Genomic DNA, 19508 nt, shown 5'->3' on the forward strand with positions numbered 1-19508 from the left:
GTCGCGTGGCTCCGGCGTGAGCCCCCCCACCCCCCCCCCCCCCCCCCCGCCCCGCCCCCCCCGCCCCCCCCCCCCCCCCCCCCCCCCCCCCCCCCGCCCCCAGGGAGGTGGTCAGCCCTGCGCGGCGAGGACGTGCGCGCCGATGGACCGCCCGGTCAGCAGGGAGTCCTCCTGACCGTCCCAGTCGTGCCGGCCGTGCCGCCCCACCCGGGCGAGGTTGGTGAACCGGTCGAGCTGGGCGTCCACCGCGTCCCGGGCCTGCTCGACCCCGCGCGTCAGCACCGGGACGCTGCGGGGCAGCCGGAGCACGTCGTGGTCGACCACCCGCACCCGCGGGTCGACGCCGAACCGGGGCAGCTCGGCGATGGCCAGCGAGGCCAGCTCGTGGTCGGAGCGGGCGGACAGGTCGTCGTCGCCGGAGCTCCAGAACTCCGCGCACAGGACGGTGCGGGGTTCGTCGCGGAACGCCGCGGGCCGCCACGCCCGGGTGTTGGACAGGCGTCCCACCCGCACCGACTCGTCGTAGGCCGTGACGTAGTGGCTGTCCTGGCCGACCGCGCCGGTCCCGGGCGCCCCGTCCAGCAGCAGGTGCACGAGGTAGGTGTCGCGCGAGCCCAGCACCGGGCCGGTGGGCGCGCTGGTCCCGGGCAGCCACCGCAGCAGCACCGGCGCCGGTGCGCTGGAGACCACCGCCCGCACCGGCAGCGCCGACTCCCCCGAGGCGTCGCGCAGCCGCACGGCCGTGATGCGGCCGTCCTCGGCGGTCAGCCCCACGACCGCGGTCCGCAGCAGCAGGCGGGCCCCGCGCGCCACGAGCCGGCGGGCCAGCTCCTCCCAGACCGCCCCCGTGCCGCCGCTGGGGGTCAGCAGCTCGACGGGGCCGTCCCAGCCGCGCCGGGTGCCCTGCAGCTTGTCGGCGAACGCCGGGGACAGCTCCCGGGGGTGGACCCCGAGGTACTTGCGGCAGTAGGGGACGAACAGCTCCTCGACGAGCGCGGCGCCGTGGCGCGCCACGAGCGCGGCGTGGGCCGAGTCCGCCGCGGAGCGGGGACGGGGCAGCCGGGCGGCGACCTTCCCGGCGGCCAGCCGGGCGGTGGTACCCGCCCCCGCGGTCCGCAGCACGTCCGCGGGGCGGGGCGGGAACCCGACGACACGGCCGCGCCAGACGGCCGCGCGCACCGCCTCGGTGCGCTCCACTCCCCCCGCGGCGCCGGCCAGGTCCAGCCAGCGGCGGACCGACTCCGGGTGCGAGCTCGACAGGAAGCTGTGCGGCCCGAGGTCGAACCGGTGCCCCCACAGCTCCACGGAGCGGCTCAGCCCGCCGACGCCCGGTGCGCCGTCGACCACGACGACCTGCTCCCCCGCGTCCAGCAGGTGCTCGGCGGCGGCCAGCCCGGCGGGTCCGGCGCCGACGACGACGACCGGCTCACCGGCGCCGCGGTGTTCCTCGACCTGCTCCACGCTCACCGTGCTCACCGGCGGCTCCCTTCGTTCACGACGTCGTCCGGGTCACCGGGACCAGCGGGACCACCGGCCCCGCTCGGTCCGCGCCGGTCGGGCGGCGCCCCGACCAGCTGCTCGACCACGGCCGCCCAGCGGCGGGTCAGGACCTCGGCGGCGAAGCCGCGCCGGGCCCAGGTGTGCGCCCGCCCGGCCAGCTGCGCGGTCTGCGCCCCGCCCTCGGCGGCCCACCGCTCCAGCGTCGCGAGCGCCCGGGCCAGGCCCTCGCCGTCGCGGAACAGCAGCACCTGGTCCCCGTGCGAGACCCCCATGCCCGAGGCGCCCTGCGGCGTGGTGATCGGGACCAGGCCCAGCACGGCGGCTTCGACGACCTTCACCGTCAGCCCCAGCGCCTCGCGCTGGGGCGCCAGCAGGAAGGAGTGCTGGACGAGCTCGGTGTGCAGGCGTTCACGGTCGAACGCGCCGCGCAGCACCACCGAGGGGGCCGTGACCCGCGGCCGCACCGACTCCGGCACCTCGCCGAAGACGTGCAGCTGCCACCCGTCGAGCCCGTTGGCGCGCAGCGCCGGTTCGAGCTCCTCGATCCACCAGCGGACCGCCTCCTCGTTGGCGAAGGCCGTCAGCGACCCGGGGAAGGCCAGCCGCCGGTCCAGCGCGGCACCTCCGGCCCACTGCCGCTGCACCTGGGCGGTGACGGCCATGGGCAGGGCCTGCACGTCGACGCCGGCGCGCTCGGCGAGCCGGGCCGCCTCCGTCGGGGAGACCAGCGACGTCCCGTGGGCGGTGCGAGCCAGCTCGTCCTCCCGGGCCCGCAGACGAGCGGCCTCCCGGGCCAGGACGCGCCCGACCGGCACCCGCCGCAGCAGCGCGGACGCCACCGGCGAGGCGGGCCGCCGGTGCCCGAGCAGCTGGTGCAGGTCCATCGACCGCGAGCGCCACAGGTCGTAGCGGTCGGACAGCAGGTCGTCGAGGTCGACGAACCAGGGCCGGCCGGAGTCCTCGGCGTAGGGGGCCAGCCGCACGCCGTCGGCGACCACGGCGTCGATGCGCTCGGCGGCGACGATGCGCTGCACGGCCCGCTGGACGCGGGGCGAGTAGTAGAGCCGCTCGTTGAAGGACCGCAGGCCGCGGCGGGCGGCGGCGGGACCGGCGACCTCCCACCAGCGGACGTCGGGCAGCCGGTGGGTGGCGACCGAGCGGTCGACGGGGACGACGTCGTCGGGGCCGCCGACGACGGCGCAGACCACGTCGTGACCGGCCCCGGCGAGGGAGTCGACGATGGTCCGCAGGACCAGTCCCCGGCCGCCGGCGCCGGCCAGCGGTCGGGTCATGAGGAGCAGGATCCGAGCCACGTGCTTCGCGTCCCCCGGCTTAGACGAGGTGGCGCCAGTCGAGGACCGCGGTGCCGCGGCGCTCACCGGCGGCCAGGACGAGGGCCTGGACGGCGAAGGCGGTGACCCAGACGTTGGCGTGCGGCAGCGGGGTGCCGTCGGTGCCGGCGCCGAAGGCGAAGCCGCCGTGGGCGCGGGGTTCGTCGGGGGCGTGGACCTGACGGCCCAGCAGGGTGGCGGTCAGTCGCTGGGCGGCGCGGGTGCCGTGGACCGAGTGCAGGGCCGCGAGCCGCAGGACCTGGGCGACGGCGTCGACGCGGGGGTGGCGCACGACGCCCGTCCGCCCGGCCTCGTCGGCCCCGGCCCGGCGCGGGGGCAGCCCTTCGCGGTCGGTGGTGGCCAGGGCCCACAGGGTGGCGCGCTCGGAGGCGGCGAGGAGGTCCTCGCGACCGGTGGCGGTCCCCACGGCCCACAGCGCCTCAGCCGCGTAGCAGTGCGGGTGGAGGTTGGTGGTTCCGGCCACCGGGTTGGTGACGAAGCGGCCCGACTCGGTCTGGTGGTGCAGCGCGTCCTCGCAGACGGCGACGGCGGCGCGGGTGAAGCGCTCGTCGCCGGTCACCTCCCCCAGGGCGGCCAGGCCGATCCCGATCTTGGCGTGGTGGACGCCGGGTCGGGTGGACCAGTCGGCGGGGGCGTCCTGCCAGGCCCCCGCCTCGGGGGTCGCGGGCCAGGGCTGGACGACGCCGTCGGCGTCGACGTGCCGCAGCAGCCACTCGCCGGTGTCGACGGCGGTGCGCAGGGCCAGGGCGCTGCCGCCCTCGGCCGCGCGGGCGACGTGGTGGGCGACCAGGCCCTGCAGGATGATCCCCGCGTCGAACGTGTAGAGCCGGTCGGCCTTGCCGGCGAAGCGGCCGACCGCGGCGGAGGCCTCCAGGCAGCGGAAGGCGCCGGGAACGGGCTGGACGGCCGTGGCGAGCCACTGGACGGCCCGCTCGGCGTCGCCGAGGGCGACCTCGCGCGGGGCGAGGTCCGCGCGGGCGGCGAGCCAGGCGCCGAGGGTGACCTGGTAGCCGGTCACCTCGGAGTACTCGAAGGGGTAGACCTGCGCGGTGCGGTCGAACCAGGAGTGGTAGCCGCCGCCGGCGCTCTGGATGCCGGAGCGCTGCAGCCAGCGCACGCCGCGCCGGGCCGCCTCCAGCGCGGGGGCGGCACCGGCGCTGCGGGGGCGCGGCACGGCCCCCTGGGCGTGGCCCTCGTCGGTGGTGCGCGTGCTGTCGGTGGTGGTCTGGCTCATCCGTCCCCCCTCGTCGCTGCAGCCGGGACCCCCCGGTCGGCCGGCCGTGATCGGCGCCGAGTGTTGCAGGTCCCGGGGGGCCGCCGGAGGGGGTTTCCTCGGTTGCCCCGAACAAACACGAAGGGTTTCGGTAGATCACCGAGGGTCAAAGATCGGACGGCCGAAAACTCACGGGCAGTAGGCGATCGGGACCGTGAGCAGCCCCGACCGCCCCTGCGTCGTCAGCTGGCGCGAGCCCGCCGGCGGCGCGTGCCCGCGGTGGCCGTGGCGGCGGCCGGCAGGACCTGCGCGAGGAACTGCCCCGTGTAGCTGTCGGGGTTCGCGGCGACCTCCTCGGGCGTGCCCGTGCAGATGACCGTCCCGCCGCCGTTGCCGCCCTCGGGGCCCATGTCCACCAGCCAGTCGGCGGACTTGATGACGTCGAGGTTGTGCTCGATGACCAGGACGCTGTTGCCCTTGTCGACCAGGCCCTGCACCACGCCGAGCAGCTTGCGGATGTCCTCGAAGTGCAGACCCGTCGTCGGCTCGTCCAGGACGTAGATCGTGCGGCCGTTGGAGCGGCGCTGCAGCTCGGAGGCGAGCTTAACGCGCTGCGCCTCCCCGCCGGACAGCGTCGTCGCCGGCTGGCCCAGCCGGACGTACCCCAGGCCGACCTCGGTCAGCGTCGTCATGTACCGCGCGATGGCCGGGACGGCCGCGAAGAACTCCGCGGCCTCCTCGATGGGCATGTCGAGGACCTCGGCGATGGTCTTGCCCTTGAAGTGCACCTCGAGGGTCTCCCGGTTGTACCGGGCCCCGTGGCAGACCTCGCACGGCACGTACACGTCGGGCAGGAAGTTCATCTCGATCTTCAGCGTGCCGTCGCCCGCGCACGCCTCGCAGCGACCGCCCTTGATGTTGAAGGAGAACCGGCCCGGCTGGTAGCCGCGCAGCTTCGACTCCGGGGCGGAGGCGAAGAGCTTGCGGATGTGGTCGAAGACGCCGGTGTAGGTGGCCGGGTTGGACCGCGGGGTGCGGCCGATGGGGCTCTGGTCGACGTGCACGACCTTGTCGAGGTGCTCCAGCCCCTGCACGGACTTGTGCCGGCCCGGGACCCGGCGGGCGCCGTTCAGCCGGTTCGCCAGGACGGTGTAGAGGATGTCGTTGACCAGGGTGGACTTGCCCGAGCCCGACACTCCCGTCACCGCGACGAGCTGCCCGAGGGGGAACTCGACGGTGACGTCCTTGAGGTTGTGCTCGCGGGCGCCGGTGACGACGAGCGCGCGACCGTCGGAGGGCCGGCGCTGCGCCGGGACCTCGATGGCCCGGGCCCCGGACAGGTACTGCCCCGTGAGCGACTTCGGGTTGGCCAGCAACCCCTCCAGGTCCCCGGAGTGCACGACCTCGCCGCCGCGCTCACCGGCCCCGGGGCCGAAGTCGACGATCCAGTCCGCGACGCGGACGGTGTCCTCGTCGTGCTCGACGACGATGAGGGTGTTCCCCAGGTCGCGCAGCCGGGTGAGGGTGTCGATGAGGCGGCGGTTGTCGCGCTGGTGCAACCCGATCGACGGCTCGTCCAGGACGTAGAGCACCCCCACGAGGCCGGAGCCGATCTGGGTCGCCAGCCGGATGCGCTGGGCCTCCCCGCCGGACAGGGTGCCCGAGGGCCGGGCCAGCGACAGGTAGTCGAGGCCGACGTCGAGCAGGAACCCCAGCCGGGCCTGGATCTCCTTGAGCACCTGCCCGGCGATCTTCTTCTCGCGCGGCGCGAGCTGCATGGTGTCCAGGAACCGCGAGCACTCGTCGATCGGCATGGCGCAGATCTGCGAGATCGACAGGCCGGCCAGCTTCACCGCCAGCGAGGTCGGCTTCAGCCGGTCGCCGCGGCACGCCGGGCACGGGGTCTCGCGCATGTAGCCCTCGTACCGCTCCTTGGAGGAGTCGGACTCGGTCTCGGCGTGCCGGCGCTTGACGAACTCGACGACCCCCTCGAACCCGGTGGAGTAGGAGCGCTCCCGGCCCCACCGGTTCTTGTAGCGGACGTGGACCTGGTGGTCCTTGCCGTACAGCAGGGCGTCCTTGGCCCGCTTGGGCAGGGCCCGCCACGGCGTCTCCACGGAGAACGACAGGTCGTCGGCCAGGGCGGTGACGAGCCGTTCGAAGTAGTCGGCCGACCCGGACGCCCAGGGCGCGATGGCGCCCTCCTTCAGGGACAGGTCCTCGTCGGGGACGACGAGCTCGGGGTCCACCTCGAGCTGGGTGCCGATGCCGGTGCACTCCGGGCAGGCCCCGAAGGGGGAGTTGAAGGAGAACGAGCGGGGCTCGATCTCGTCGAGCTCGAGGGGGTGCTCGTTGGGGCAGGCCATCTTCTCGGAGAAGCGGCGTTCCCCCTCGGGGCCCTCGACGTCGACGAGGTCGGCGACCAGCAGCCCCGACGACAGCACCAGCGCGGTCTCGACCGAGTCGGTGAGGCGCCGCTTGACGCCGTCCTTGACGACGAGGCGGTCGACCACGACCTCGATGGTGTGCTTGAGGCGCTTCTGCAGCGTCGGCGGGTTGTCCAGCGGGACGACGTCCCCGTCGACCCGCGCGCGGGCGAAGCCCTTGGCCTGCAGCTCGCGGAACAGCTCGGCGTACTCCCCCTTGCGCTCGCGCACGACGGGGGCCAGGACCTGGAAGCGAGTGCCGTCGGGCATCTCCAGCAGCTGGTCGACGATCTGCTGCGGCGTCTGCCGCCCGACCGGCTCGTCGCAGACGGGGCAGTGCGGCTGCCCGGCGCGGGCGAACAGCAGGCGCAGGTAGTCGTAGACCTCGGTGATCGTCCCCACCGTCGAGCGGGGGTTGCGCGAGGTCGACTTCTGGTCGATGGAGACGGCCGGGGACAGGCCCTCGATGAAGTCGACGTCGGGCTTGTCCATCTGCCCCAGGAACTGCCGGGCGTAGGCCGACAGCGACTCCACGTACCGGCGCTGGCCCTCGGCGAAGATCGTGTCGAAGGCCAGCGAGCTCTTGCCCGACCCGGACAGGCCGGTGAAGACGACGAGGCTGTCGCGCGGCAGGTCGACGGACACGTCCTTGAGGTTGTGCTCGCGCGCCCCGCGCACGACGAGGCGGTCGCCGGGGACCCGCGCGCTCGCGACCGGGCGCGGGGACGCGGACGCGGCCGACGGCTTGCGGGCGGTGGTGCGGGAGGACGTGCCGGTGCGCGGGGAAGGGGTCCGAGAAGCCACGGGCCCAACCCTAGGCGCCCCCTCCGACACGAGCGCCCGCGCGGTTGTTCGACCGCTGTTCGACCGGGGCCCGGGAGGGGCCGGGCGGTCGGCGCCCGGCCGCGATCGCGCAGGTCAGCGGACGTGCCGGTGGCTCGGCGGGACCCAGGTCCACCGTTCGGGGGACGCAGGTAGTTGAGCGTTCTGCTTACGCTCGGCGCATGGCACGACCCGGGACACTCCTGCAGCACGCCGACGACGAGAGCACCGAGGGGGCCACCGCACCCGCACCCCCGGGGACACCCCCGAGGGCGACCCCGGACGGGACCCGCTGGCTCGACGACGACGAGCAGGTCACCTGGCGCGTCTTCCTGTCGACGACCCAGCTGCTGCTGGACCGCTTCGACCGCCAGCTGCAGCACGACTCGGGCATCGTCCTGACCTACTACGAGATGCTCGTGCGGCTGTCCGAGGCGCCCGAGCGCTCGCTGCGGATGAGCGAGCTCGCCGAGTCCTCCCTCGCCTCCCGCAGCCGCGTCTCGCACGCCGTGGCGCGCATGGAGGAGCGCGGCTGGGTGCAGCGCCGCTCCTGCCCCACCGACGGGCGGGGGTTCATCGCCGTCCTCACCGAGGAGGGGATGCAGGCCCTGCGCGCCGCGGCCCCCGGGCACGTCGAGACGGTGCGCAGCACGCTGTTCGACCAGCTGTCCCCCACCCAGCTCCAGCAGTTGCGCGAGATCAGCACCACGCTGTTCGAGCACCTGCGCCGCACCGGCAGCGTCTCCCCCGTCCCCGGGCTGGGGAGCGCACCGCAGGGAGCCTGAGCCGCCCGCGCGAGCGTCCCGCGCCTAGGCCCCCTGAGCCGCGCGCATCCCCCGCAGCTCCTTCTTCAGGTCCCCCACCTCGTCGCGCAACCGGGCGGCGAGCTCGAACTGCAGCTCGGCCGCGGCGGAGTGCATCTGGTCGGTCAGCTCCTGGATGAGCTGGGCCAGGTCGGCCTGCGGCAGGCTCTCGCGGGGGGCCGGGCCGACCTCGCGGCCGACGTTCTTGCCCTTGCTGCCCCTGGTGGCCCCCTTCGCGGGCGTCGGCGCCTTGCCCCGGGACTGCGAGCGGCCGCTGCCGCCCTGGGCGGCGGCGAGGAGCTCGGCGGTGTCGGCGTCCTCGCGGGCGATGAGGTCGGTGATGTCCGCGATCTTCTTGCGCAGCGGCTGGGGGTCGACACCGCGCTCGGTGTTGTAGGCGACCTGCTTCTCGCGCCGGCGGTTGGTCTCCTCGATGGCCTCGGCCATCGACGGCGTGATCCGGTCGGCGTACATGTGCACCTGACCGGACACGTTGCGGGCCGCGCGCCCGATCGTCTGGATGAGCGACTTCGACGACCGCAGGAACCCCTCCTTGTCGGCGTCGAGGATCGCCACCAGCGACACCTCCGGCAGGTCCAGCCCCTCGCGCAGCAGGTTGATGCCGACCAGGACGTCGTACTCGCCCTGCCGCAGCTCCCGCAGCAGCTCCACCCGGCGCAGCGTGTCGACCTCGGAGTGCAGGTACCGCACCCGCACGCCCTGGTCGAGGAAGTAGTCCGTGAGGTCCTCGGCCATCTTCTTCGTCAGCGTCGTCACCAGGACGCGCTCGTCCTTGGCGGTGCGCAGCGAGATCTCGTGCAGCAGGTCGTCGATCTGGCCCTTGGTGGGTTTCACCACGACCTCGGGGTCGACCAGGCCGGTCGGGCGGATGATCTGCTCGACGACGCCGTCGCTGCGCGACAGCTCGTAGTCCCCCGGCGTGGCCGACAGGTAGACGGTCTGCCCGACGCGCTCGAGGAACTCCTCCCAGCGCAGGGGCCGGTTGTCCATCGCGCTCGGCAGCCGGAACCCGAAGTCCACCAGCGTCCGCTTGCGGGACATGTCGCCCTCGTACATGGCGCCGATCTGCGGGACCGTGACGTGCGACTCGTCGATGACGAGCAGGAAGTCCTCGGGGAAGTAGTCCAGCAGCGTGTTCGACGCCGACCCCGCCTCCCGGCCGTCGAGGTGGCGGGAGTAGTTCTCGACCCCCGAGCAGGACCCGACCTGCCGCAGCATCTCGACGTCGTACGTCGTGCGCATCCGCAGCCGCTGAGCCTCCAGCAGCTTGCCCTGCTGCTCCAGCTCGGCCAGCCGCTCGGTGAGCTCGGCCTCGATGGTCCCGATGGCGCGCTCGAGGCGCTCGGGACCGGCGACGTAGTGCGAGGCCGGGAAGACGTGGACGAGGTCCTCCTCGCGGATGATCTCCCCCGTCAGCGGGTTCAGCGTGTACAGCTTGTCGATCTCGTCGCCGAAGAACTCGATCCGCAGCGCGTGCTCCTCGTACTGCGGGATGATCTCGACGGTGTCCCCGCGCACCCGGAACGTGCCCCGCGTGAAGGCGAGGTCGTTGCGGGTGTACTGCTCCTCGACGAACTTGCGCAGCAGGACGTCGCGCTCGATGGTGTCGCCCACCTCCAGCGTCACCATCCGGTCGACGTACTCCTGCGGGGTGCCCAGGCCGTAGATGCAGGACACGGTGGCGACCACGACGACGTCGCGGCGGGTCAGCAGCGAGTTCGTCGCCGAGTGCCGCAGGCGCTCGACCTCGTCGTTGATCGAGGAGTCCTTCTCGATGTACGTGTCCGACTGCGGGACGTACGCCTCGGGCTGGTAGTAGTCGTAGTAGGAGACGAAGTACTCGACCGCGTTGTTCGGCAGCAGCTCGCGGAACTCGTTGGCCAGCTGCGCGGCGAGGGTCTTGTTGGGAGCCATCACCAGCGTCGGCCGCTGGACCTGCTCGATGAGCCAGGCCGTGGTCGCCGACTTCCCGGTGCCGGTCGCCCCGAGCAGCACGACGTCCTGCTCACCGGCGTTCACCCGCCTGGCCAGCTCGGCGATCGCGGTGGGCTGGTCCCCCGAGGGGGAGAACTCGGAGACCACCTGGAAGGGGGCCACCCGGCGCTGGAGGTCTGTCGTCGGCCGCATGGGGGAAGACTAGGCGCGACCTCCGACACGAGCCGCCCCGGCGACCTCGCCCTCGACGTCCACCACGACGGCGCAGCCGGGGTCCGCGCTGGCGAACCGCCCCGGCCCGGCCCCGACGTACCCGACGGAGGCCAGCCCGCCCTCGGCGGGCACCCTGGCCCGCAGCGGCCAGGAGGCCGCCTGCTCCAGCCGCGCCCGCCCGGCGGCGGCCTCCAGGCGGGCCAGCACCCGGCGGGCGTCCGCCGCGGTCGGCTCCCCGTCCGGGACGGGCCCGGGCCGGCCGGCGCGCAGCCCCGCCTCGAACGGCAGGAGCCGCTCGCGCCACAGCCGCTCGACGAGCGCGGGCAGCGGGTCCGGCCGCCCCGGCTCCCGCCGCGGGTTGGGCAGCAGCACGTCGGCCGCGGCCCGGCGCTCGCCGTCGCCGGCCTGCGCGGCGATCCGGGCGCGCGCGTCGGCGGGGTCCATCCCCCGCTCGGCGACCAGCCGGCGTTCGCGCTCGGCCGCGTCGGCGTCGACCACGACGACCAGTGGGTACCCGGGGGCGGCGCCGGTCTCCACCAGCAGCGGCACGTCCTCCACCACGACGGCGTCCTCGGCGGCCGCCGCCCGCAGCTCCCGCCGGCGGGCGGCGACGAGCGGGTGGACGATCGCGTTCAGCGCCGCGCGGCGCCGCGGGTCGGCGAAGACGACCCGGCCCAGGGCCGGCCGGTCCAGGGCACCGTCGGCGGCGAGCACGCCGGACCCGAACTCGGCGACGACCGCGGCCAGGCCGGGGGTCCCGGGGGCGACCACCTCGCGGGCCAGGACGTCGGCGTCGACGAGCACCGCCCCCAGCCCCGTCAGCAGTCGCGAGACCGTGGACTTGCCCGCTCCGATCCCCCCGGTCAGCCCCACGCGCAGCACCCGGCCGACGATAGACGAAGGGCCCGCCCGGAGAACCGGACGGGCCCTGCGCTCAGCGCCTCGGGAGGGTCAGCGGACCCCGCCGCGGCGCTTGTTGAAGACGTCGAAGGCGACGGCCAGCAGCAGCACCAGGCCCTTGATGACCTGCTGCAGGGACTGGTCGACACCGAGCAGCTGCATCCCGTTGGAGATGACGCCGACGAGCAGACCACCGATCATCGCGCCCTGGATCTTGCCGACACCACCGGTGACGGCCGCGCCGCCGATGAAGGCCGCGGCGATGGCGTCGAGCTCGAAGCTGTTCCCGGCGCCGGGCTGGGCGCCGTTGGAGCGCGAGGAGAAGATGACCCCGGCCACGGCGGCCAGGAAGCCCATGTTGACGAAGATCCAGAAGTTCACCCGGCGGACGTTCACGCCGGACAGCTGCGCCGCGGCGAGGTTGCCGCCGATGGCGTAGACCTGGCGCCCGAACACCGAGGACTTCATGATCGTGGAGTAGGCCAGGATGAGGACGGCCAGGATGATGAGCACGATCGGCAGACCGCGCGAGTTCGCCAGCTGCCACGCGAACGCCATGACCACGGCGGCGACGGCCACGATCTTCAGGACGAACAGCGGCATCGCGTCGACGACCTGCTGGTAACGGACCTTCGCCACGCGCGTCCGGACCTGCTGCACGGCGAAGGCGACCACGGCCAGCGCGGCGATGAACAGCGTGAAGGCGTCGTACCCGTACCCGCCCATGAGGGCGGGGACGAACCCGGTCGCGACCTTGCCGTACTGCTCGGGGAACGGCGACAGCGAGACGTTGTCGAGGACGTACAAGGTCAGACCGCGGAACAGCAGCATGCCCGCCAGCGTCACGATGAAGGCCGGGACGCCGACGAAGGCGACCCAGAAACCCTGCCAGGCGCCGATGACGAGCCCGACGCCGAGGGCGGCCAGGATCCCGACGTACCAGGGCTGGTCGTGCCCGATGACCAGCTGGGCCGAGACCGCCCCGGTCAGGGCGACCACCGACCCCACCGACAGGTCGATGTGGCCGGCGACGATGACGATGAGCATGCCGATCGCCAGGACCAGCACGTAGGAGTACTGCAGGACGATGTTCGTCACGTTCGTCGGGCTGAGCGACAGCCCGTCGGTGAAGACCGCGAAGAACAGCACCACGACGACGAACGCGATGTAGATGCCGCTCTCGCGCAGGTTCTGGGTGATCGCGACGAAGGGGTTCGCGCTGCCGGTGCGCGGCGTGGGCGCGGGCTTGTCCTTGGTCAGCGTGCTGCCGCTCATGCGGTGCGCTCCTGCGGGGTGAGTTCTTCGCTGGAAGAGGGGGTGGGGTGGGGGTTCGGCTCGGTCGTCAGGCTGCGGTCCTTCGTCATGAGGACCATCAGGGACTCCTGCGAGGCCTGCTCGATCGGCACCTCACCGGTGATGCGCCCGGCCGACAGCGTGTAGATGCGGTCGCAGATGCCCAGCAGCTCGGGCAGTTCGGAGGAGATGACGATGACGGCCTTGCCGGCCGCGACGAGCCGGTTGATGATCGTGTAGATCTCGTACTTGGCGCCGACGTCGATCCCGCGGGTGGGCTCGTCGAGGATCAGCACCTCGGGGTCGGAGTAGATCCACTTCGACAGGACGACCTTCTGCTGGTTCCCGCCGGAGAGCTTGCCCGTCAGGGCGCTCACGGTGGGAGCCTTGATGTTCATGCTCCGCTTGCTGTCCTCGGCGACCTTGATCTCCTCGTTCGCGTCGACGAAACCGCCGGTCGCGAGCTTGTCGAGGGCCGCCGCCGAGACGTTGCGCTTGATGTCGTCGATGAGGTTGAGGCCGAACTTCTTGCGGTCCTCGGTCGCGTAGGCGAGGCCGACCTTGATGGCCTCGCGCACCGAGCGGGCCTGGACGGGTTTCCCGTGGATGTACAGCTGCCCGCCGAGGTAGCGCCCGTAGCTGCGGCCGAACACGCTCATCGCCAGCTCGGTGCGGCCGGCGCCCATCAGCCCGGCGATGCCGACGACCTCACCGGCCCGCACGTTCAGCGACGCGTGGTCGACGACGACGCGGTCCTGGGAGGCGTGCCCGACGGTCCAGTCCTCGATCCGCAGGATCTCCTCCCCCGGGTTCGAGGTGCGCTCGGGGTAGCGGGAGTCCAGGTCGCGACCGACCATGCCGCGGATGATGCGGTCCTCGGTCACCGCGTCGGCGCGCATGTCCAGCGTCTCGATGGTGCGGCCGTCGCGGATGATCGTCACCGAGTCGGCGATCGCCTCGATCTCGTTCAGCTTGTGCGAGATGATGATGCTGGTCATGCCCTCGTCCCGCAGCTGGCGCAGCAGGTCGAGCAGGTGGGCGGAGTCGTTGTCGTTCAGCGCCGCGGTGGGCTCGTCGAGGATCAGCAGGCGCACGTCCTTGCTGAGCGCCTTGGCGATCTCGACCAGCTGCTGCTTGCCGACCCCGAGCTGACCGATCGGGGTCGTCGGGTTCTCGGCCAGCCCCACGCGGGCGAGCAGCCTGGAGGCCTCGCCGTTGGTGCGGTTCCAGTCGATGAGCCCGCCGCGGCCCTTGATCTCGTTGCCCAGGAACAGGTTCTCGGCGACCGACAGGTACGGGACGAGCGCGAGTTCCTGGTGGATGATGGCGATCCCGACCTTCTCGCTGTCCGCGATGCCGGAGAACGTCGACAGCTGACCGTCGAAGTGGATCTCCCCCTCGTAGGTCCCGTGGGGGTAGACGCCGGACAGGACCTTCATGAGGGTCGACTTGCCGGCGCCGTTCTCACCGCAGATCGCGTGGACCTCACCGCGGCGGACCGACAGCGAGACGTCGGACAGCGCCTTGACCCCGGGGAAGGTCTTGGTGATGGAACGCATCTCCAGGATGTTCCCGGCCCGTCCGGGCCCGGAGTGCGTGGTGTGGGTGTTCTCGGTCATCGGTGAACCGTCGTCCCTCGTGTCGGTCGGGGAGGTGGTCGGGAGTGCTCGCGCGCTGGGTCACGCGAAACCCGCCCCGGGTCGTGCTGACCCGGGACGGGCGGGGCGGACGGGTCAGCTGGCCTTGCCGGCGTCGACCTCGGCCTGCGTGTAGTACTCCGTGTCGACGAGAGCGCTCTTGACGTTCTCCTTCGTCACGATCTGCGACTCCAGGAGGTAGGACGGCACGACCTTGACGCCGTTGTCGTACGTCTCGGTGTCGTTCGCCTCGGGCTCGTCACCCTCGACCATCGCCGAGGCGGCCTTGACGGCCTCGTCGGCGAGCTTGCGGGTGTCCTTGAAGATGGTGGAGTACTGGACGCCGTCGTTGATGAGCTTCACCGACGCGATCTCGGCGTCCTGACCGGTGATGACGGGCAGCTTCTGAGCGCCGGTGCCGTAGCCGGCGTTCTGCAGCGCGGTGATGATGCCGCGGGAGATGCCGTCGTACGGGGACAGGACGCCGTCGACCTTGCTGCCGTCGTTGTAGGCCGAGGTCAGCAGGTCCTCCATGCGCTTCTGCGCGGTCTCCTGCTGCCAGCGCAGGATGGCGGCCTGGTCGATCTTCGTCTGGCCCGACTTCACGACGATCTTGCCGGAGTCGATGTACGGCTTGAGGGTGTCGTAGGCGCCGTCCCAGAAGAACTGCGCGTTGTTGTCGTCCAGCGAACCGGCGAACAGCTCGACGTTGAAGGGACCGGCGGCGGTGCCCTCGGACCCGTCGGCGTTCTTCAGGCCCAGGCCGGTCAGCAGCGAGGTGCCCTGCTGCACACCGACCTTGTAGTTGTCGAAGGAGACGTAGAAGTCGACGTCCTTGGACCCGCGGATGAGGCGGTCGTAGGAGATGACCTTGATGCCGGCGGCGGCGGCCGAGGACAGCTGGCTGCTCAGCGCGGTGCCGTCGATGGCGGCGACGATGAGGAGCTTGTCGCCCTTGGTGATCATCTGGTCGATCTGCTGCGACTGGGTGGGGATGTCGTCGTTGGCGTACTGCAGGTCGACCTTGTAGCCGGCCTTCTCCAGGCCCGCCTTCACGTTGTTGCCGTCGGCGATCCACCGCTCGGAGGTCTGGGTCGGCATGGCCACGCCGATGGTGATCTCCGACGGGTTGGCCGATTCGCCGCCCGAACCGGACTCGGTGTCGGAACCCGCGCCGCCGCCGCCGCACGCGGCGAGGGTCAGGGCGAGGCCGGCACCGAAGACGGCCAGGGCACTGCGGCGTTTCATCACGGCGGGACTCCTCTGTACCTCGTGAAACCCCCGCGCACCGGAGCGTGGGGGAAGGGGATGGTGCGCCGTGGGTGGCGCGGATCTGCTGGTGTGGGGGCGGGCTTCCTCGTCCCGTCGGGCACCGGCAGGGCTGAGCTGATGGTCACATTGTTAGCGTTGCCAATCGGCGTCGTCAAGCCGATCACCCGGTTGCACGCAGGCTGCTCGCGGCCCGCCGCCACCGCTCGATCCTGGGTTACTCTGCTGCCGCGAGGTCGACGCAGCCGTCCCTCGCCCGACCGTTCCCGGGCCCCCGACGAGGGGCTCCGGTCCTCAGGAAGTGGGACGAGCATGTCCACGGACGAGCCCGAGCACGCCGACGTCACGGGGAACTCCCCCGAGGGCGACGTCCGCGTGCCCGTCCTCGCCGACGTCGCCCAGCTCGCCGGGGTGTCCCAGCAGACCGTCTCGCGCGTGGTCCGCGGCAGCCCCTCGGTCGCCCGGCGCACCCGCGAGCGCGTGCAGGCCGCCATCACCGAGCTCGGCTACCGCCCCAACGTCGCGGCCCGCGCCCTGGTCACCCGCCGCTCGCACCGCATCGGGGTGGTCGCCGCGAACGCCTCGCTCTACGGGGCGGCGATGACCCTGTCCGGGATCCAGGAGGCGGCCCGCGCCGCCGGCTACGCCGTCTCCCTGGTCATGCTCCCCGACCTGGCGACGGCCCACGTCCAGGAGGCCCTCGAGGACCTGCGCGGGCAGTACGTCGACGGCGCCATCGCCGTGGTGCCCGAGGACGCCTCGCAGGAGGCCGTCCGCGCCGCCGACGCCGCCTTCCCCTGCGTGCTCGCCCCCGGCCTGGACGGCGCCGGGGTCGCCGACGCCTACTGGGCCGAGGTCGCCGCCGCCCGTGCCGCCACCGACCACCTGCTCGACCTGGGCCACCGGACCGTCCACCACATCGGCGGCCCCGGCGACTGGGCCGAGTCCCGCGCCCGGTCGACGGGCTGGCGCACCGCCCTGGTGGAGCGGATGCGGGTCGTGCCCCGCCCGCTGCGCGGGGACTGGTCGGCCGCCTCGGGGTACGCCGCGGTCGCCGACCTGCCGCTGGAGTCGGTCACCGCCCTGTTCGTCGGCAACGACCACATGGCCGTCGGGGTCCTCAACGCGCTGGCGCAGAAGGGTCTGCGGGTGCCGCAGGACGTCTCCGTCGTCGGCTTCGACGACGTGCCCGAGGCCGCGTTCTACTCCCCCCCGCTGACCACGGTGCACCAGGACTTCGCCGAGATCGGCCGCCGCTGCGTGCGGGTCCTGCTCGGGCGGTTGCGCGACCGGGTCGTCGAACCCGGCGCGGTCCGCCCCGCCCTGGTGGTGCGCTCCAGCACCGCTCCCCCGCCCGTCCTGCGCTGACCGCACGACCGGCCGCGCGCCGGCCGGTCGTGGACGCACGAAGGCCCCGACCGGGATCCGGTCGGGGCCTTCGTCAGATCGTCAGCCGATCAGCGGGTTCAGTTCCCGCCGGTCAGCTTCTCCCGCAGGGCCGCCAGGGCCTCGTCGGACGCGAGCGTGCCCGCGGCCTCCGGAGCCTCGGAGGTGTAGGAGGACGGAGCCGACGACGAGCTGCCGGCGGAGCTGCTGGTGCTGGTCGAAGCGGCGGTGCCACCCTCGGCCTCGGCCTTGGCCTCGGCCTCGGCGCGGTCGGCGACCTGCTTCTTGTGCTGCTCCCAGCGCTCGTGGGCGAGGGCGTACTGCCCCTCCCACTCCTCGCGCTGCGCCTCGAAGCCCTCGAGCCAGTCGTTGGTCTCGGGGTCGAAGCCCTCGGGGTACTTGTAGTTCCCCTGCTCGTCGTAGTCCGCGGCCATGCCGTACAGCGACGGGTCGAACTCCTCGCCGGCGGCGGCCAGCGACTCGTCGGCCTGCTTCAGCGACAGTGAGATCCGGCGACGCTCCAGGTCGATGTCGATGACCTTGACGAAGATGTCGCTGTTGACCTGGACGACCTGCTCCGGCACCTCGACGTGGCGCTCGGCCAGCTCGGAGATGTGGACCAGGCCCTCGATGCCGTCGTCGACGCGCACGAACGCACCGAACGGGACGAGCTTGGTGACCTTGCCCGGCACGACCTGACCGATCGCGTGGGTGCGGGCGAACTGCTGCCACGGGTCTTCCTGCGTCGCCTTGAGCGACAGGGAGACGCGCTCGCGGTCCATGTCGACGTCGAGGACCTCGACGGTGACTTCCTGACCGACCTCGACGACCTCGGACGGGTGGTCGATGTGCTTCCAGGACAGCTCGGAGACGTGCACCAGGCCGTCGACGCCGCCGAGGTCGACGAACGCACCGAAGTTGACGATCGAGGAGACGACGCCGGAGCGGACCTGACCCTTCTGCAGGGTCGTGAGGAAGTTCTGGCGGACCTCGGACTGGGTCTGCTCGAGCCAGGCGCGGCGGGACAGGACCACGTTGTTGCGGTTCTTGTCCAGCTCGATGATCTTGGCTTCGATGGTCTTGCCGACGTACGGCTGCAGGTCGCGGACGCGACGCATCTCGACCAGCGAGGCGGGCAGGAAGCCGCGGAGGCCGATGTCGAGGATGAGCCCACCCTTGACGACCTCGATGACGGTGCCCTCGACGACCTCGTCCGCTTCCTTCTTCGCCTCGATGGTGCCCCAGGCGCGCTCGTACTGGGCGCGCTTCTTGGACAGGATCAGGCGGCCTTCCTTGTCCTCCTTCTGGAGGACCAGGGCCTCGACCTCGTCGCCGACACCGACGACCTCGTTGGGGTCGACGTCGTGCTTGATCGAGAGCTCGCGGGAGGGGATGACGCCCTCGGTCTTGTAACCGATGTCGAGGAGGACCTCGTCACGGTCGACCTTCACGATGGTGCCGGAGACGATGTCACCGTCGTTGAAGTACTTGATGGTCGCGTCGACCGCGGCAAGGAAGTCCTCAGCCGATCCGATGTCGTTGATCGCGATCTGAGGAGTGGTGCCCGCCGGCGCGGTCGTGGTGGTCGTCATGGAGGTAGGGGCTCCGTCAGGGACAGTCGCAGGTGTCACGCCCGGGGGTTCCCGGCCGTCACGCGGGCCGGCCAGACCTCAGGTCCCTGGGTCCGGGAGGACGGGCAGGATCAGCCGGGCAGACGCGCGCCGTCCAAGACTACCGGTGCGACCGGGGGTGGGCAAAGCACCCCCCGGCGGGCTGACAGGATCGGCGCGTGGACGACCCCGTGGACGAGCCCTCGCCGACCCAGCCGAGCGTCGGGCGCCGCGGCGTCGGCGCCGCCGAGACCGTCGCGGCGCAGCGCGCCTGGTGGGACGCCGAGGCCGCCGACTACCGCCGCGAGCACGGCACCTTCCTCGGCGACGACCGCGCCGGCTCCGACCTCGTGTGGGGCCCGGACGGGCTGCGCGAGGCCGACGCCGGGCTGCTGGGCGACCTCGCCGGGCGCACCGTCCTGGAGTTCGGCGCCGGCGCCGCCCAGTGCGCCCGCTGGGTCGCCGGGCGCGGCGCCCGCGTCGTGGCGACCGACCTGTCCCTGGGGATGCTGCGCGAGGGCGCGGCGGCGGCGGCCGCCGCGGGCGTGCCGCTGGCCCAGTGCGACGCGCGGGTCCTGCCCTTCGCCGACGGCGCCTTCGACGTCGCGTTCACGTCCTACGGGGCGCTGCCGTTCGTCGCCGACGCCGACCGCGTCCTGGCCGAGGTGGCCCGCGTCCTCAAGCCCGGCGGACGGCTGGCCGCCAGCGTCCCGCACCCGGTCCGCTGGGCTCTGCCGGACGTGCCCGGTCCCGAGGGGCTGACCGCCACCCACTCGTACTTCGACCGCCGCGCCTACGTCGAGGCCGACGAGCGCGGGACGGTGACCTACGCCGAGCACCACCGCACGGTCGGGGACTGGGTGCGGCTGCTCGTGGGCGCCGGGTTCGTCGTCCGCGACCTCGTCGAACCCGAGTGGGCCTCCGGGGACGCGGTCTGGGGCGGCTGGAGCCGGCTGCGCGGGGAACTGCTGCCGGGGACGCTGGTGCTGGTGGCCGACCGGCCGGCCTGAGCGGCGGGGGGGGGCGGGGGGCCCCCCCCCCCCGGGGCGGGGGGGGGGGGGGGGGGGGGGGGGGGGGGCGGCGCCCCCCCCCACGCCGGGACGACGGGGCAGGTGGTGCGGGTGGGCC

13 protein-coding genes are annotated in these 19508 nt (G+C 72.9%); 3 read left to right on the forward strand and 10 right to left on the reverse strand.

Features of this window, described 5'->3' with window-relative positions; genetic code table 11:
* Nucleotides 1–111 precede the first annotated feature (111 nt).
* The 4 genes from ACRYRX_RS21810 to uvrA form a co-directional block, all read right to left on the reverse strand.
* Nucleotides 112–1476 (reverse strand): FAD-dependent oxidoreductase, encoded by a 1365-nt coding sequence (locus ACRYRX_RS21810; RefSeq protein ID WP_432515264.1) that lies wholly within the window; start codon nt 1474–1476, stop codon nt 112–114.
* Nucleotides 1473–2792, reverse strand: coding sequence for a glycosyltransferase (locus tag ACRYRX_RS21815; protein ID WP_432515265.1), 1320 nt, complete (start codon nt 2790–2792; stop codon nt 1473–1475). Before ACRYRX_RS21815 ends, ACRYRX_RS21810 begins: the two co-directional genes overlap by 4 nt.
* A 40-nt stretch (nt 2793–2832) precedes the next feature.
* Nucleotides 2833–4086, reverse strand: coding sequence for a hypothetical protein (locus ACRYRX_RS21820; RefSeq protein WP_432515266.1), 1254 nt, complete (start codon nt 4084–4086; stop codon nt 2833–2835).
* A 221-nt stretch (nt 4087–4307) separates the two neighbouring features.
* Nucleotides 4308–7169: an excinuclease ABC subunit UvrA gene (gene uvrA / locus ACRYRX_RS21825; protein ID WP_432515276.1), complete on the reverse strand. Its 2862-nt coding sequence runs from the start codon at nt 7167–7169 to the stop codon at nt 4308–4310.
* A 326-nt stretch (nt 7170–7495) separates the two neighbouring features.
* On the opposite strand from uvrA, the gene ACRYRX_RS21830 reads away from it, so the two are divergent.
* Entirely contained in the window at nt 7496–8098 is a 603-nt protein-coding gene (locus ACRYRX_RS21830; RefSeq protein WP_432515267.1) for a MarR family winged helix-turn-helix transcriptional regulator, read from the forward strand.
* A 24-nt stretch (nt 8099–8122) separates the two neighbouring features.
* Here the strand turns inward: ACRYRX_RS21830 and uvrB are convergent, their stop codons facing one another.
* From uvrB to chvE, 5 genes are all read right to left on the reverse strand, one after another.
* Nucleotides 8123–10264, reverse strand: coding sequence for an excinuclease ABC subunit UvrB (uvrB, locus tag ACRYRX_RS21835; RefSeq protein WP_432515268.1), 2142 nt, complete (start codon nt 10262–10264; stop codon nt 8123–8125).
* Nucleotides 10265–10273: 9 nt separating this feature from the next.
* A complete protein-coding gene (coaE, locus tag ACRYRX_RS21840; protein ID WP_432515269.1) occupies nt 10274–11167 on the reverse strand; it encodes a dephospho-CoA kinase in 894 nt (297 codons plus the stop codon).
* A gap of 69 nt (nt 11168–11236) precedes the next feature.
* Complete coding sequence (mmsB, locus tag ACRYRX_RS21845; RefSeq protein WP_432515270.1) at nt 11237–12460, reverse strand: multiple monosaccharide ABC transporter permease; 1224 nt, start codon at nt 12458–12460, stop codon at nt 11237–11239.
* Nucleotides 12457–14097 (reverse strand): multiple monosaccharide ABC transporter ATP-binding protein, encoded by a 1641-nt coding sequence (mmsA, locus tag ACRYRX_RS21850; protein WP_432515271.1) that lies wholly within the window; start codon nt 14095–14097, stop codon nt 12457–12459. Before mmsA ends, mmsB begins: the two co-directional genes overlap by 4 nt.
* Before the next feature lie 114 nt (nt 14098–14211).
* A complete protein-coding gene (gene chvE, locus ACRYRX_RS21855) occupies nt 14212–15363 on the reverse strand; it encodes a multiple monosaccharide ABC transporter substrate-binding protein (protein WP_432515272.1) in 1152 nt (383 codons plus the stop codon).
* A 333-nt stretch (nt 15364–15696) separates the two neighbouring features.
* On the opposite strand from chvE, the gene ACRYRX_RS21860 reads away from it, so the two are divergent.
* Complete coding sequence (locus ACRYRX_RS21860; RefSeq protein ID WP_432515273.1) at nt 15697–16752, forward strand: LacI family DNA-binding transcriptional regulator; 1056 nt, start codon at nt 15697–15699, stop codon at nt 16750–16752.
* 98 nt (nt 16753–16850) lie between these two features.
* Here ACRYRX_RS21860 and rpsA read toward each other — a convergent pair whose 3' ends face one another.
* On the reverse strand, nt 16851–18362 hold the full coding sequence (gene rpsA, locus ACRYRX_RS21865; RefSeq protein WP_432515274.1) for a 30S ribosomal protein S1: 1512 nt from the start codon (nt 18360–18362) through the stop codon (nt 16851–16853).
* A 197-nt stretch (nt 18363–18559) separates the two neighbouring features.
* Here rpsA and ACRYRX_RS21870 point away from each other — a divergent pair, with 197 nt between their 5' ends.
* Nucleotides 18560–19390: a class I SAM-dependent methyltransferase gene (locus ACRYRX_RS21870; RefSeq protein ID WP_432515275.1), complete on the forward strand. Its 831-nt coding sequence runs from the start codon at nt 18560–18562 to the stop codon at nt 19388–19390.
* The last annotated feature ends 118 nt before the right edge of the window (nt 19391–19508 follow it).

Origin of the sequence: Kineococcus lubricus, from assembly GCF_050871965.1 — a bacterium.
Taxonomy (GTDB): domain Bacteria; phylum Actinomycetota; class Actinomycetes; order Actinomycetales; family Kineococcaceae; genus Kineococcus.